This is a genomic window from Pelagovum sp. HNIBRBA483 (assembly GCF_040931995.1).
In the GTDB taxonomy this organism is placed as follows: Bacteria; Pseudomonadota; Alphaproteobacteria; order Rhodobacterales; family Rhodobacteraceae; genus JAEPMR01.
Map to the genome: position 1 here is coordinate 1,033,573 of NZ_CP162412.1, position 13,225 is coordinate 1,046,797.

The following is a 13,225-nucleotide window of genomic DNA, read 5'->3' on the forward strand; positions in this document are numbered from 1 at the left end:
GCCCAATGAGCCTCGCCGTTCTTGATGATTTCGTGATCCGCGCGGCCCTTGCTGCACTGGGTGTGGCGCTTGCAGCAGGGGCGCTTGGCTGTTTCGTCGTCTGGCGGCGGATGGCCTATTTTGGGGATGCCACAGCCCATGCGGCGATCCTTGGCGTGGCGATTGCGCTGGGGTTTTCGCTCTCGGTATTCACGGGCGTGATCGCGGTGGCGCTCCTGATGGCGCTGCTGATCTTCGCCCTGACAGATCGCGGCCACGCCGCCGATACGGTGCTGGGCGTGATGGCGCATGGTGGGCTTGCACTGGGCCTTGTCGCCGTCGCGCTGCTGCCCGGTATGCGGGTCGATCTTGAGGCCTATCTCTTTGGCGATGTGTTGACCGTCTCCCGCGGCGATCTTCTGGTGATCTGGGGCGGCGCGGCAGGCGTGGGCGCTGTGCTCTGGTGGCGCTGGTCAGCTCTGCTGACCGCTACGCTCAGCCCCGACCTTGCTTTTGCCGCCGGTATCAACCCACGCCGCGAGAAACTGATCCTGACCCTGCTGCTCGCGGCTGTTGTGGCGGTCGCGATCAAGGTCGTCGGTGCGCTTCTGATCACCGCGCTCCTGATCATTCCTGCCGCCGCCGCCCGCCCGCTGGCCCGCACACCCGAGCAGATGGCGCTCACCTCTATGGCGCTCGGCGCAGTGGCCGCGCTCGGCGGCTTGGCAATGTCCCTGCGGCTCGATACACCCGTTGGCCCGTCCATCGTGGTGACGGCGGTTTTGCTGTTTTCGCTGGGTCTTTTGGTCGGGCGGCTGGTGCCAGCGCTGCGCTAAAGCTCGATCCAGATCGTTACCGGCCCGTCATTGGTCAGCGCCACCTGCATATCCGCGCCAAACTGCCCCTTGGCGACCGGCACCCTCAACGCCGCCAATTCGCCCGCAAACGCCTCGTAAAGCCGCTCGCCCTCCTCCGGTGCCGCCGCTTGCGAAAACCCGGGCCGGTTGCCGCGCGAGGTGTCCGCCGCCAGCGTGAACTGGCTCACCACCAAGGCTTCCCCGCCAATATCCACCAGCGAGCGGTTCATCTTCCCCGCCTCATCCTTGAAAATGCGCAGCTTTGAAATTTTCGCCGCCATCTTCGCGGGCAGGTCGTCCGTGTCGCCTTCCATCGCACAGATCAGGATCAGCACACCTTGCCCGCAAGCGCCGATCTCCGCGCCATCAACGCTGACGGATGCCCCGCTGACCCGCTGAATGAGCGCCCTCACAGCTCGTCCCTCCGCGGTGGGTTGGCCCCCGCGCGGCTCACCGTGACTGCCGCCGCCTTCACACCCAGCTCCAGCGCCGCGCGGATGTCCTCCGCGCCCAGCGCCGCGACGCGCTCTTTCGTCAGGCAGCCTCGCTCATGCAGCGCCGCCAAGACGCCCGCGTTAAACGTATCGCCCGCGCCGACGGTGTCCACCACCGTGACCTTGTTGGCGGGCACATGCACTGTCTCGCTGGCGGTATATCCGGTGGCGCCTTCGGCCCCTTCGGTGATGCACACGAGCTTCACACCCTTCGCCAACAGCCCCCGCGCGCGGTCCGCAAGGTCGCCTTCACCTTCCAGCCACAGCAAATCCTCGTCTGAGAGCTTCACAATATCCGCCATCCCGATCATCCGTTCGATCCGCGCACGATAGGCGGCTTCATCACGAATGAACCCGGGCCGGATGTTGGGGTCCAGCATCGTCACCTTGCTGCCCGCCTCGCGCGCCATCAACGCCTCATAGGTTGCGCCGCACGGCTCCACCACCAGCGAAATCCCCCCGAAGAACAACGCCTCCGCATCGATCGTCGTCGGCAGGTCCGCCTCAGAGAGCATCCGCCCAGCGGTGTTCTCGTCATAAAAGGCATAGGTCGCTTGCCCGTCCACCAGCTTCACAAACGCCACGGTCGACGGCTTTTCTGAGACATGGATCAGCGCGGTATCAACGCCACTATCCCGCAGCACGTTTTGCAGGATGTCCCCCAAAAAATCCCCCGCGATGCCGGAAAAGAACCCCACAGGCGCACCCAGCCGCCCCAAGGCAATCGCGGTATTGAACACAGCCCCGCCCGCATAGGGGGCAAACGCATCTTCGCCCGCCTCGCTCTTGCGCGGGAGCATGTCGATCAGGGCTTCGCCACAGGCTAGGATCATCGTTATTCCTCCGGTTGTTGCTGCACTGATAGCGCAAACATTCCGCAGGCGCGAGGCAAAATCCGCACCCTGACAATCAAGCCAAATGGTAATCAGCGCTGCGGCCGTCAGCCCTGATCCTCTTGCGGCGATGACCTGCCGCGATCTGGCGCTTAATCAAATTTTATTGGTGATTGCTTCGCCCGATTGACCCGCAGCGTAAACACATCCGGCCGCGCATAATGCCCGCTCACATCGAACTTCCGCCGTGATGCAGCGGCGGCGCCCACGTCGATCTCGCTGATCAACAGGCCTTTTTCCCTCCGCATCGGTCCGGCGTGAAGCCCCCCGAAGGGCTTGTAAACCACCGCGTCGCCATCATTGATCCACTCCGCCGCATCGGGAAACAGCTCCCCGTAATAGGGCAGGTTGGTCGGCACATCCCCCGCCTCGAGCGAGGTTGAACAGCCGATAACCCAGCACCCGCCCTCTCGCGCAATATGCTGCATCGTCGCGAGCCAAGCTTCGCCGCAGTCCCATGTCGGTGCGCAGTAGATGTCGATATTCTGGGCATAGAGCGTGAACCGCGCCAGCGGCATGTAATTCTCCCAACAAAGCAGCGCGCCCACACGCCCGACAGCCGATTCGACCACCTTCAGCGTTGAGCCGTCGCCAAAGCCCCACACCATCCGTTCAGGGTTCGTCGGCATCAGCTTGCGGTGGTTGTTCAGCAGTTTGCCATCCGCGTCGATGATCGCCACGCTATTGAACAGCGTGCTGCCACTAAGCGTGCCGTCAACTTCCTGATGTCCCATGACAACGACTACGGAATGCTCTTTCGCCGCCTCTTTGACAGGTGCCAGATCGTCCTTGCTCAGGTCGATGGAATTGGCTTGCGACAGGGCGAACAATGCGTCGGTTTTCTTCATCTCCGCACCCGGCTTCAGCCGCCAGACAAAAGTCGGATACCCCGGAAGCCACGTTTCGGGGAACACGATCAACCCGCACCCCTGCGCCGCCGCATCCGCAATCAAGGCCACCGCCCGCGCCAATGACTCCTCTTTGTTCATGTAAATAGGTGGTTGCTGCACAACTGCGATTTTCATTATCTCTCCCTCCCCGCCAGATGACCTGCCACCAGCATAGACCAAATGCGCCGTTTCCGGTGGCTTTTCTCGCCTTGGGGTTGTGGGTCGGCAATGAGAGGCCATGCCGCAGGGGAAGTCTGTTCCGCGGGAAAAATGCGCGTTGTTGCAGCCAAATACCCGAAACCGCATCCGCCGAGGGCGTTGGGTTCCATCGGCAATCTCTGATTGCCTGCCCGTTCCACCCCGATACCCTACTGGTTCTGCGACGCGAAATACCCGATCGTGCCAATGATCACCGCCGCAAACAGCAGAGCCGCCGCGATCTTGATGATCGACCACGGCCGCCCGCCTTGCACCCGCCCTGTCTGGCCGTTGATCACCACCTGATAGCGCGTGCCGCGATAGCTGTAGGCCGCCACCCAAACCGGCAGCAGGATATGCTTGAAGGTCACATCGCGGATGTCGGTATCCACCCGATGAATGCGCTGGCGGTCGCCGCCGATGTCGCGTCTCACGTCACGGCGGATCTGCCGCGCCATCTGTTCGCGCGCATCCTCGAATCCTTCTTCGGGATCAACACGATAGGCTTCCGAGTTGAACCCCGCCAGAAAATCGTTCCGATAGGGCGTTACTGCGCCCAGTTCCCACGGGGCCAACGCTTCAGTGTCGCCCTTTGGCAAGCTGCGCGAGGCCAGCACGAAAAGGTCGTCAAACCGCCGCGCCACTGTGCCGGCCACACTGCGCCAGCGGGTTTTGCGCTGCCGGATCACCTGCGTCTTGCCGTTGCGCCTCACGGTGCGGCTAACGGTGTAATCGGTGCCGCGCTGGCCGCTATAGGTCGAGCGTGTTGCCGCATCAAAGGTCCAGAACGGCACATAAACGCCGCGCAACCCTCCCGCCTTCCGCGCGTGTTGTTGCAGCCCGTTTGGGGCAAACCACAGCTTGCCCAGCCATTGGCGCATCGCCTGCTGCGCCGCGCGTTCGGCAAGGGCGAAAGGGATCAACCCTTGCGGCTGGATGCGATGCGGCGCGCTTGTCTCCGCCACCACAGGCGTGCCGCAATAGGGGCAGGCTCCCGCGCGGCTGGCCCCGTCGAAGATCACCTCCGCACCGCAATTCGGGCAGGGATGCGGGGCAGGGGGCGGCGCATCAGAGGTCAGATCACCCGCCTGCCGCAATCCGGCCAGAGCGCGCTTGTAGTCCATCTCCTGCACCAGCGGCGGCGGTGTGGCGTCCGTGTCCTCGACATCCTCCTCCGCTCCGCAATGCGGGCAGAGCAGATGTGTCGTCCCCGGTTCATACTGCATGTCCCCGCCGCAAGAGGCGCAGGGGAAGCGCTCCGTCTCGGCGGTAGGGTCGGCTCGCTGCGCATCAGCCACTGGCGCGTTCCTGATGTTCAAAGCTCACCATCTGCGCCACCTCCCGCGCAGCCGCACTGGTGTAGCGGATCACATGGCAAAAGAGCGCGACGCGCCCCTCCCGCCAGATCCGCCCCGAAACCGTGCCTGCCCGCCCGTGGGTGACGATGTCGCTGATCTCGATCCGCTCCGGCGGCGTGAGTGCCGCAAGCCCCGCGGCAATCGCTTCCGGCCCGATCCGCACTGGCCCGCGCCCTTCCCAACTGCTGCCCGCGCCGATCAGCCCCGCAGGCATCACCGCCACGCCCGAAAGCGCCAGCGCAATCGCTTCGGTTCGCGCTCCTTTGTCAGAGGCTGGCTGTGGGCATTGCCGCTTGATCTCGGTCGTGGGGATCAGCAGATCGTCAGCCATCGGCTTACGCCTCCGGTGGCGGGGGCGGCGGCATCACCGTGAACAACTGCGCCAGCTCGGTCACATCCTCGGCCCGCTTCCAGCCGTCTTGGCCCGCGGTCCACACAAAGCTTTGCCGCGTCAGCGCGCCCTCAGCAGCCATCCGCCCCATCTGCGCCTTGGAGAACGGCCCCTTCGTCGCGCCGTTTTCGGCAATGTGCCAGACATGCTCCACGGGCGGCGGTGGTGGCGCGGCGGCCGCGCGGGCAGGGTGGGCACCCCACGGCCCCATATTCTGCGCCATCGCCATGCCCATACCAGCACCAAGCCCCGCTGCCATCGCACTGTCACCGCCCGTTCCGGCGGCACTCAGCGCCTCGGCGGCGGCATATTGCGTGTAGCGGTCCAAATCCCCGATCAGCCCCATCGAGGTCCGCTTGTCGAGCGCCTTTTCCACCGCATCCGGCAGGCTGATATTCTCGATATACAGTTCCGGCAGGCTCAGCCCGTATTGCCCCAGCACCGGCGCGATCGCTTCCCCGATCACCTTGCCCAGATCGCCGGTATTCGCCGCCATATCCAGCACCGGAATGCCCGATTGCGCAATCGCGCGGCTGAACTCCTGTACGATGATGTTGCGGATCTGGAAGCTGATCTCATCACGGGTAAATGCCCCCTCCGTGCCAACGATCTCGGTCATGAAAACCGCCGGATCGCTGATCCGCGCCGCATAGGTGCCAAAAGCACGAATCCGCACTGGCCCAAACTCCGGATCACGCAGCATCACAGGGTTTTTCGTGCCCCATTTGAAGTTCGGCATCCGCGTTGTCCGCAGGAAGTAGATTTCCGATTTGAACGGCGAGCGGAACCCGTGATCCCAATGCTGAAGCGTGGTCAGCACCGGCATGTTGTTGGTTTCCAGCATATACAGGCCCGGCGTGAACACATCCGCCAGCTGCCCCTCATGCACAAAGACAGCAACCTGCCCCTCGCGCACGGTGAGCTTCGCCCCGTATTTGATCTCGTGGCCGTAGCGCTCAAACCGCCAGACCATCATATCGGGGTCGTCCTCCGTCCATTCGATAACGTCGATGAACTCACCCGCCAGAAAATCCAGAATACCCATAACTCTCTCCTCGTCACGCCGCCCCGTCAGACAGGGCCGCCCGTCGTTTCCGCGATAATTTCCTCCGCGATCCGGCGCACCAGCGGCGCGGCAGTATCGACCGTCATCCCCGGTTCCAGCCTCGGATCATACAGCATTTCCAGCAGCAATTCGTCATGCCGCGTCAGATAGGCGAATTCCTCGTCATCGTTAAAGATCGACGGTCGCGCCTGCGGGCTGTCATTGGCCAAGCCAAGCCCCTGCGCCAGCTCCTCATGGATGCAGGATAGCCGCATCAAGGGCGGGTGCTCACCACGGATCAATGCAATCGCGCGATCATAGGTCACGCCGTCCGCATTCAACGCGCCGATCACCGCGCAAAGCTGGTCCTTCGGCAGGTCAAGAAACGCCCGCTTCGTCGCCCTTGTCATCCCGGGCATCAGCGCATCGAGTTCCGGCCCGAATGCGCGGCGGTCGTCCTCATTGAGCACGAGAACATGAAAATTGGCGCGCGCGTCGGTCTGGATGATCCGCAGCCCCGTCACCTCCGCCAGCCGTGCGGCAAAGGCGGTCACGTCTTCGGTATCCCGCAAGCGCTGTTCTTCCGCCACGGTCGCGCCGAAAATCAGTTGCATCCGCACCGGCTTGTTCCAGCGGCGCAGGCGGCTTTCGGTTTCCCGCGCGACCAGCCCGTCGCCCTCGGTCACATATTCGTCCCGCAGCGCAATCCGCAGGAAATTGGTCGCCAAGTCCCTTGCGTCAAAGGGCGTATCCACCCCGCCACCATCGGTGCGCAACAACCCTTGCGCCAGCAGATCATTCTCCAACCGCTGGTAATGCACCCCCAGCGCGATGCTTTCCTGACTGCGCTCGCCAATATCCTCCGGCGCGGCAGTATCGGGGGTGGGCATGACAGGCGCAGGCGGGCGCGGCAGGGCCACACAGCCCGCCACCAGCCCCATCAGGGCCAGCCCGCCAAGGGCGCGTCGCAAACGCCCATATCCTTGTTTTGCCGCCATGCGCGTGCTGCCTCAGGCGTCAGGGTCGGGGCCGCGGGCCGCATCCTGCGCCTTCGCTGCCGAGAGCGCGCCGCGCAGCTCCGTGGTCATGCTGGCCAGTTCCTTCTCGGCCTCCGCACGGCGGCGCTTGCCCTCATCCGCGATTTCAAGGCTTTCGTGGATCGTCGCGATCAGGTTGTCATTCGCTGCCTTGATGGCGGCGATGTCAAACACCCCGCGCTCGATCTCGTTACGGATCGCGGCATTCGCCTGCCGCAGGTTCTCGGCATTAGCGGTCAGCAGCTCGTTGGTGAGGTCATTGGCATCCTTCACCGCCGCCGCTGCCTCCGATGACCGCTGAATCGTCACCGCCTGCGCAAGCTGTGTCTCCCACAGCGGCACCGTGTTCACCAAGGTCGAGTTGATCTTGGTCACAAGGCTCTTGTCATTTTCCTGCACCAGCCTGATCGAGGGCAGGGACTGCATCGTTACCTGCCGCGTCAGCTTCAGGTCATGTACCCGCCGCTCAAGATCGTCCCGCGCGGCGCGCAAATCGCGCAATTCCTGCGCCTTCATGATCGCCTGATCCTCAGGCGCGGCGTCGGCCTCCGCTGCAAGCGCAGGGATCGTTTCGCCGTCCAGTTCCGCCAGTTTCTGCTCACCCGCCGCGATGTAAAGCGCCAGCTCTCGGTAGAAAGCGAGCGTCTTGTCATAAAGCTGGTCAAGGCTCTCGATATCTTTCAGCAACAGGTGCTCATGCCGCAGCAAGCTATCGGTGATCCGGTCGATCTGGCCCTGCACGCTCTCATAGCGGGCCATGAATTTCGCCGCTGGTGCCGCACGCCCGATCAGCCGCTCCCACCAGCTCCGCTTGCGGCGCATGTCCAGCTCGCTGATCAAAAAGCCCCGAATGGTGGTCACGATCTCGCGCAGGCTGTCTCCGGCAGGGCCAACATCCTTGTTGCGCACGCCTTGCAGCATGGATTGGCTGATCTCTTGGAGGTCAGCCTGTGCGCGGCTGCCAAAGCTGACAATCGCGGTGCTGCTCGTCAGGTCCAGCTCCGCCAGTCGCGCGGCGACTGCCGCGGCGTCGGTCACGGCTTCCGTCTCTTCTGGCGTGGCAAGCGCGGTGCCTGTCACGGCTGCGATCTTGTCCTGTTCGGCTTGCGCCTGTTTGCGAATTTCCACTGACATTGGCTTCCCCTCGTTATGCGTCTCGCGGCTTCAACCCTTCGCGGGCCAGCCGGTCACGCAGCACTTTGATCTCGATATCCAGATCGCCGCGGTTATTTTCCAGCATCGCTTGCGTGCGGCTGGCAAAGTTTTCTTCAAGATCAACCAGCAGCGCCACGAATTCCGCCCGCGTTTCCGCGTCACCGCTGCGGCTGTAATGCTGGGCGAATTTTTCGGCAGCATCCCGCGCGCCCATCAGGTAAACGCCCAGATATTTCCGTGCCGCTGTCAGGTCGCGCGGATCGCTCTCCACGCTATGGATCATCCCGCGCGCGGCGTCTTGAAAGGCGATCACCTTCAATTCCAGTTTCCTGTCGCCCAAGGCGTGAATATGACCGAACATCTCCGCCAGATAGGCTTCTGCTTCGTTCACCACCCGCGTTACCCGCTCGCGCTGCACCGCGTCCATTCCCGGCGCGGCCTTGTCCCGCAGCGGATCAATGCCAAAACTGCCCAGATGCAACACCCCCGCCGCCACGCCGTACAGCACGGCGTTCAGCAGGCCCGTCTCATGCATCAGCGCTGCACCTGTTATGCCCACGCCCGCCAGAACAGCCGCGAAAATCTTGCGCGGGATCGCCGGCCGCTTGGCCAGTTCACGCGCGTTATATGCGGCTTCCGCCCGAAGCCCGTTGCGCAACAGCCACGCGCCCAACCCCAGAACGCCCGCCGATGCCAGCCCCAACAGAAGCCCCGCCGCGCCCTCATCCAGCGCGCTGAACGCCAGCAAAACCGGCGGCAACCACATCAGGTTGGCACGAAACCCCGCCGGATCGCTCTGCCGCCCGCGCCCAGGCAAACGGCGCATCGGCTTTGCCTCCTGGCGGCGATGTCCTTCGGGGCTGTGTGCGCCTCCATACCGTTGCGCCATCACATGCCTCCCAGCCAGCCCAAGGCAACGCCGGTCATCAGCACCATCATCAGGATATAGGCAAGCTTGCCAACGGGACCGGGAATCACCGCGCCACCTCCGGCCTGTGAGGGCCGCGCATGATCACTGTGTTACTGTCATCCGCGCATCGCATGGACATAGAATAGGAAGACTTCGCGCCCATTGCGAGAGGGACAGTGCCGCTTTCGGCGATTTTCGGCAGACCTGCGCCCGCCGGACAGCGATCAGCGCTTCGGGCGCGGCGGCCCGGGCTTGCGGCGGCGCTGCGGCTTCGGGCGCGGCTTGTCGCTATCGCTCTCGGCAGGGCCTTCGCCCAACTGGTCGCGCAGCACGCGGCGGCGCACCTCTTCCACTTCGCCCGCCTTCAGATTGCCCAGCTGAAACGGCCCGTAGCTGATGCGAATGAGCCTGTTCACCACGGTGCCGAGCTCCGCCATCGCGCGGCGGATCTCGCGGTTCTTTCCTTCGCGCAGGCCAATCGTCAGCCACGCATTCGCTCCTTGCTGGCGATCAAACGTCACCTGCATCGGCTGGTAGCGGATACCTTCCACCTCGATCCCCGCGCGCAGCCGGTCCAGCGTCGCTTCCGAGGCCGAGCCCTTGATCCGCACGCGATAGCGCCGCAGCCAGCCGGTATCAGGCAGCTCCAGCTTCCGCTTCAGCGCCCCGTCATTCGTCAGGAGAAGCAGCCCTTCGGAGTTGAGGTCCAACCGCCCCACCGACATCACCCGCGGCATATCCTCCGGCAAGGTGTCAAAAACCGTCTCGCGGCCCTTTTCATCCTTCGCCGTCGTCACCAACCCCGCAGGCTTATGATAGAGCCACAGCCGCGCCGGTTCCTGCGGGCCAACAGGCTTGCCATCCACCGTGATCCTGTCCTTCGCGGTGATGTTCAGCGCAGGGCTGTCGATCTTCCGCCCATTCACGCTGACCCGCCCCTCGGCAATCATGCGCTCCGCTTCCCGCCGCGAGGCAACGCCTGCGCGGGAAAGCACTTTGGCGATACGGTCGCCGTCGGGGGGTGTCTGTGATCCGGTCATATCTCGTCGTTACGCCCTGCCGCGCCGCACTGCAATCGCCCGCGCGCAGAAATCCGCATCACCCTTGCCAAAAGCGCGGGGCAGGGGCATCACATCCCCATGACATTCCGCTCGCATATGGACATCGCGCTGGAGGAAGCCCGCAACGCCGCCGCCCGTGGCGAGGTGCCGGTCGGCGCTTGCGTCATTGCGCCTGATGGCACGGTGATCGCCCGCGCTGGCAACCGCACCCGCGAATTGAGCGATCCCACCGCCCATGCCGAAGTGCTCGCCATCCGCGCCGCCTGTGCCGCGCTGGGGAGCGAACGGCTCACCGGCCACGACCTCTACGTCACGCTAGAGCCTTGCCCGATGTGCGCCGCCACCATCAGCTTCGCCCGCATTGCCCGCCTCTACTACGGTGCGGGTGACCCGAAATCCGGCGGAGTCGCCCAAGGCGCCCGCGTCTTTTCCCACCCGCAGTGCCACCATAAGCCCGAGGTCTATGACGGCATCGCCGCACCCGAGGCCGAAGCGCTGCTCACCCGCTTCTTTGCCGAGAAGCGCACTTAAACCACCCGAAAACCCCCGCCGCGCGACTGCCACGCAAATTTGTGCTAACGTTCCACGAAACGCTAAGCGGAGCATTCTCATGGCCCACATCCCCTATCTCCAGTCCATTTATCCTCTCGCAGGCGAGTCAGCAGTCGATATCGGCGCGGGGGAGGGCACCTTCTCGCGCCAACTCGCGGCAGAAGGGGCCAAAGTCACCGCCATCGAGATCGACGCCGATAAGGTCGCATGGGCACGCGCCCACCTGCCTGCGGACATCACCGTGAAGCGGGGCGTCGCCGAAAAGCTCCCCCTGCCAGATGCCTCGCAAGATCTCTGCTGCATGTTCTTCTCGCTGCACCATGTCCCGAAAGAGGCGCAAGACACCGCCTTCGCCGAAATCCTCCGCGTGACCAAGCCCGCAGGCCGCCTCCACATCGTCGAGCCATTTGCCTATGGCACCATGTTCGATGTGGTCCGTTTCGTGGAGGATGAAACCGAAGTCCGCACCCACTCCCACGCCATCCTGCCGCAGCTTTCCGAGCGCCTCCCCCTGCGCCTGCGCGCGCATGAGGATTACACCCTTACCCGCGCCTTCGACAGCTTCGATGACTTCGCCGAACAGATCATCCGCATCGACCCCGCCCGCATGGAGGTCTTCCCCGATGTGGCCGATGAGATGCGCGCCGCCTACGAAAACGCGGTCGAGGAGGAGGCAGGCCAGCGCGTCCTGCGCCAGCCCTGCGCCGCTTATCATTTTGAGGTTATGGGCAGCGCCTAGGCCGCTCTGGCGGTTCGCCCCGTTGCCCGCCGCTTTCTACCTGTTAACCAAAAAGTTACCCCCGCGCCGCGCTCCCAACCGTTAACGTTCGCTTTCGCAGCAGTCCGGTGGGCAGGTATTCTGCAGGTGCGATATGCATAGGATGTGCATCAGTTGTGCATCACTTGTGCATGCCCATTAACCATTGATTCCGCTGCGGCGCAGAAATTTACCTTTGTTGTGAATGGGTTAAAATTTCAGTGTCTCCATCACCTCCGGCACCCGCACATCCACCTCCGGCAGCGCCTGTACCAGCGCGTCAGCGGATTGCGCCAAAATCGGGAATGTCTTGTAGTGGCAGGGGATCACCGTCTTGAATTTGAAGTAACGTTTCGCGGCATAGGCCGCGCGCCCCATATCCATCGTGTAATGGCCGCCCGCACAGAGGATACCGATGTCGGGGCGGTGCAAATCCCCCATCCACTCCATATCCGCCATGATGTCCGTATCACCCGAAACGTAGATCACGTGACCGTCCCCCGCGATCATGAATCCAGCCTCCGATCCAGCGACCGATAGCCCGTCGCCCGTATAGTCGATGCTGGAGGAATGCACCGCATTCACCATCGTCACCGCCACACCGTTGAGGTGCAGCGTTCCGCCCTTGCCAAAGCCCGTCACATCAGCGCCGCGCCCATCAAGCACTTGGCTCAGCTCATGAATGCAGCCAATGCGGGCGCCGGTTTCCAGCGCGATTTCAATGGCTTCCGCTGCGTGGTCGCCATGCCCGTGCGTCAGGAAAATCCAGCTCACCCCCTCCAGCGCCGCCGCGCGGCTCTCGTCGGGGAAACTCGGATTGGTGGTTAGCCAAGGGTCGATCAGCAGGATTTCATTGCCAATCTCGATCCTGAAACTCGCATGTCCCAACCAAGTGATTTTCATTTTCGCCTCCCGCGCTATTGTCCATGTTATCTGAGGTTAAACCGGAAACAGGACGCCGCGAAATGGAACTTTTCAACCAGATTGACGGCTATTGCGAACGGACGGATTTCACCTATTGGTCCGAGCCGCTGAACGCCGTGACCAATCTCTCCTTCATCATTGCCGCGCTGATTTTGTGGCCGCGCGTGCGCGGAATTCTGGGCGCACAGGTGCTCGTAGCGATCCTTTTCGTGATCGGCGTGGGCAGTTATCTCTTCCACACCCATGCCACCGTTTGGGCCGCGATGGCCGATACAATCCCGATCGGTCTGTTCATTCTCGCTTATCTTTTTCTGGTTAATCTCCACATCATGCGCTGGCCCCTCTGGGCCGCCACCCTCGGAACCCTCGCGTTCCTACCCTACGCCACCGCCGTCACCTCGGCGATCATGCATATGCCGGTCAGTTTCTTAAAAATCTCTTCATTTTATTGGTCGGTCCCTCTTTTACTTGTTATTTACGCCTCTTTCCAAAGGGTTAAGGCCGCAGGCGTCAGCCGCGGCTTCCTGATCGGGGCGGGGTTGCTCGCTTTGTCGCTCACCTTCCGCTCGCTCGATGAAACCCTCTGTTCGGCCTTGCCGATCGGCACCCATTTCATGTGGCATTTGCTGAACGGGGTGATGCTTGGCTGGATGATCGTCGTTTACCGCAGCCACATGCTTGCGAGTGCGCCACAGGGCAGGTAAAGCAGGCGCGATTGAGAATT

General features: G+C 63.1%; 15 protein-coding genes. 4 read left to right on the top strand and 11 right to left on the bottom strand.

Annotated elements, in window-relative coordinates; all coding sequences use genetic code 11:
- Positions 1–5 precede the first annotated feature (5 nt).
- Complete coding sequence (locus AB1E42_RS05130; RefSeq protein ID WP_368345924.1) at positions 6–815, top strand: metal ABC transporter permease; 810 nt, start codon at positions 6–8, stop codon at positions 813–815.
- Here AB1E42_RS05130 and dtd read toward each other — a convergent pair.
- From dtd to AB1E42_RS05180, 10 genes are all read right to left on the bottom strand, one after another.
- Positions 812–1,249 carry a D-aminoacyl-tRNA deacylase gene (dtd, locus tag AB1E42_RS05135; protein WP_368345925.1) on the bottom strand — a complete coding sequence of 146 codons (438 nt, stop codon included), beginning with the start codon at positions 1,247–1,249 and terminating at the stop codon, positions 812–814. The two genes, AB1E42_RS05130 and dtd, sit on opposite strands and share 4 nt — an antisense overlap.
- The gene (locus tag AB1E42_RS05140) at positions 1,246–2,163 is read right to left on the bottom strand and encodes a carbohydrate kinase (RefSeq protein ID WP_368345926.1); all 918 of its coding nucleotides are present in this window, start codon (positions 2,161–2,163) and stop codon (positions 1,246–1,248) included. The genes dtd and AB1E42_RS05140 overlap by 4 nt, the downstream gene beginning before the upstream one ends.
- Before the next feature lie 152 nt (positions 2,164–2,315).
- Positions 2,316–3,248 carry a carbon-nitrogen hydrolase family protein gene (locus AB1E42_RS05145; RefSeq protein WP_368345927.1) on the bottom strand — a complete coding sequence of 311 codons (933 nt, stop codon included), beginning with the start codon at positions 3,246–3,248 and terminating at the stop codon, positions 2,316–2,318.
- Positions 3,249–3,481: 233 nt separating this feature from the next.
- Positions 3,482–4,609, bottom strand: a complete 1,128-nt coding sequence (locus AB1E42_RS05150; protein WP_368345928.1) for a primosomal protein N' (replication factor Y) - superfamily II helicase — start codon at positions 4,607–4,609, stop codon at positions 3,482–3,484.
- Positions 4,602–5,000: a hypothetical protein gene (locus AB1E42_RS05155; protein ID WP_368345929.1), complete on the bottom strand. Its 399-nt coding sequence runs from the start codon at positions 4,998–5,000 to the stop codon at positions 4,602–4,604. The genes AB1E42_RS05150 and AB1E42_RS05155 overlap by 8 nt, the downstream gene beginning before the upstream one ends.
- A gap of 4 nt (positions 5,001–5,004) precedes the next feature.
- Entirely contained in the window at positions 5,005–6,105 is a 1,101-nt protein-coding gene (locus AB1E42_RS05160; protein ID WP_368345930.1) for an SPFH domain-containing protein, read from the bottom strand.
- A gap of 26 nt (positions 6,106–6,131) precedes the next feature.
- On the bottom strand, positions 6,132–7,103 hold the full coding sequence (locus AB1E42_RS05165; protein ID WP_368345931.1) for a DUF2927 domain-containing protein: 972 nt from the start codon (positions 7,101–7,103) through the stop codon (positions 6,132–6,134).
- 12 nt (positions 7,104–7,115) lie between these two features.
- A complete protein-coding gene (locus tag AB1E42_RS05170) occupies positions 7,116–8,276 on the bottom strand; it encodes a toxic anion resistance protein (RefSeq protein ID WP_368345932.1) in 1,161 nt (386 codons plus the stop codon).
- 13 nt (positions 8,277–8,289) lie between these two features.
- On the bottom strand, positions 8,290–9,186 hold the full coding sequence (locus tag AB1E42_RS05175; RefSeq protein WP_368345933.1) for a 5-bromo-4-chloroindolyl phosphate hydrolysis family protein: 897 nt from the start codon (positions 9,184–9,186) through the stop codon (positions 8,290–8,292).
- Positions 9,187–9,431: 245 nt separating this feature from the next.
- Positions 9,432–10,247, bottom strand: coding sequence for a pseudouridine synthase (locus tag AB1E42_RS05180; protein WP_368345934.1), 816 nt, complete (start codon positions 10,245–10,247; stop codon positions 9,432–9,434).
- A gap of 99 nt (positions 10,248–10,346) precedes the next feature.
- Between AB1E42_RS05180 and AB1E42_RS05185 the strand changes: the two genes are divergently transcribed.
- The gene (locus tag AB1E42_RS05185) at positions 10,347–10,799 is read left to right on the top strand and encodes a nucleoside deaminase (RefSeq protein WP_368345935.1); all 453 of its coding nucleotides are present in this window, start codon (positions 10,347–10,349) and stop codon (positions 10,797–10,799) included.
- Positions 10,800–10,878: 79 nt separating this feature from the next.
- The gene (locus tag AB1E42_RS05190; protein ID WP_368345936.1) at positions 10,879–11,559 is read left to right on the top strand and encodes a class I SAM-dependent methyltransferase; all 681 of its coding nucleotides are present in this window, start codon (positions 10,879–10,881) and stop codon (positions 11,557–11,559) included.
- A gap of 228 nt (positions 11,560–11,787) precedes the next feature.
- Here the strand turns inward: AB1E42_RS05190 and AB1E42_RS05195 are convergent, their stop codons facing one another.
- Positions 11,788–12,480, bottom strand: a complete 693-nt coding sequence (locus tag AB1E42_RS05195) for a metal-dependent hydrolase (protein ID WP_368345937.1) — start codon at positions 12,478–12,480, stop codon at positions 11,788–11,790.
- Between the two features lie 62 nt (positions 12,481–12,542).
- On the opposite strand from AB1E42_RS05195, the gene AB1E42_RS05200 reads away from it, so the two are divergent.
- Positions 12,543–13,205, top strand: a complete 663-nt coding sequence (locus AB1E42_RS05200; protein WP_368345938.1) for a ceramidase domain-containing protein — start codon at positions 12,543–12,545, stop codon at positions 13,203–13,205.
- Positions 13,206–13,225 lie beyond the last annotated feature (20 nt).

Excerpts from the sequence above, each read along its gene's own strand:
- AB1E42_RS05155 (WP_368345929.1), bottom strand. The coding sequence starts at position 5,000 with ATGGCTGACGATCTGCTGATCCCCACGACCGAGATCAAGCGGCAATGC.
- AB1E42_RS05180 (WP_368345934.1), bottom strand. The coding sequence starts at position 10,247 with ATGACCGGATCACAGACACCCCCCGACGGCGACCGTATCGCCAAAGTG.
- AB1E42_RS05175 (WP_368345933.1), bottom strand. The coding sequence starts at position 9,186 with ATGGCGCAACGGTATGGAGGCGCACACAGCCCCGAAGGACATCGCCGC.
- AB1E42_RS05200 (WP_368345938.1), top strand. The coding sequence starts at position 12,543 with ATGGAACTTTTCAACCAGATTGACGGCTATTGCGAACGGACGGATTTC.
- AB1E42_RS05185 (WP_368345935.1), top strand. The coding sequence starts at position 10,347 with ATGACATTCCGCTCGCATATGGACATCGCGCTGGAGGAAGCCCGCAAC.
- AB1E42_RS05140 (WP_368345926.1), bottom strand. The coding sequence starts at position 2,163 with ATGATCCTAGCCTGTGGCGAAGCCCTGATCGACATGCTCCCGCGCAAG.
- AB1E42_RS05160 (WP_368345930.1), bottom strand. The coding sequence starts at position 6,105 with ATGGGTATTCTGGATTTTCTGGCGGGTGAGTTCATCGACGTTATCGAA.
- AB1E42_RS05170 (WP_368345932.1), bottom strand. The coding sequence starts at position 8,276 with ATGTCAGTGGAAATTCGCAAACAGGCGCAAGCCGAACAGGACAAGATC.
- AB1E42_RS05145 (WP_368345927.1), bottom strand. The coding sequence starts at position 3,248 with ATGAAAATCGCAGTTGTGCAGCAACCACCTATTTACATGAACAAAGAG.
- AB1E42_RS05165 (WP_368345931.1), bottom strand. The coding sequence starts at position 7,103 with ATGGCGGCAAAACAAGGATATGGGCGTTTGCGACGCGCCCTTGGCGGG.
- AB1E42_RS05190 (WP_368345936.1), top strand. The coding sequence starts at position 10,879 with ATGGCCCACATCCCCTATCTCCAGTCCATTTATCCTCTCGCAGGCGAG.
- AB1E42_RS05195 (WP_368345937.1), bottom strand. The coding sequence starts at position 12,480 with ATGAAAATCACTTGGTTGGGACATGCGAGTTTCAGGATCGAGATTGGC.
- AB1E42_RS05130 (WP_368345924.1), top strand. The coding sequence starts at position 6 with ATGAGCCTCGCCGTTCTTGATGATTTCGTGATCCGCGCGGCCCTTGCT.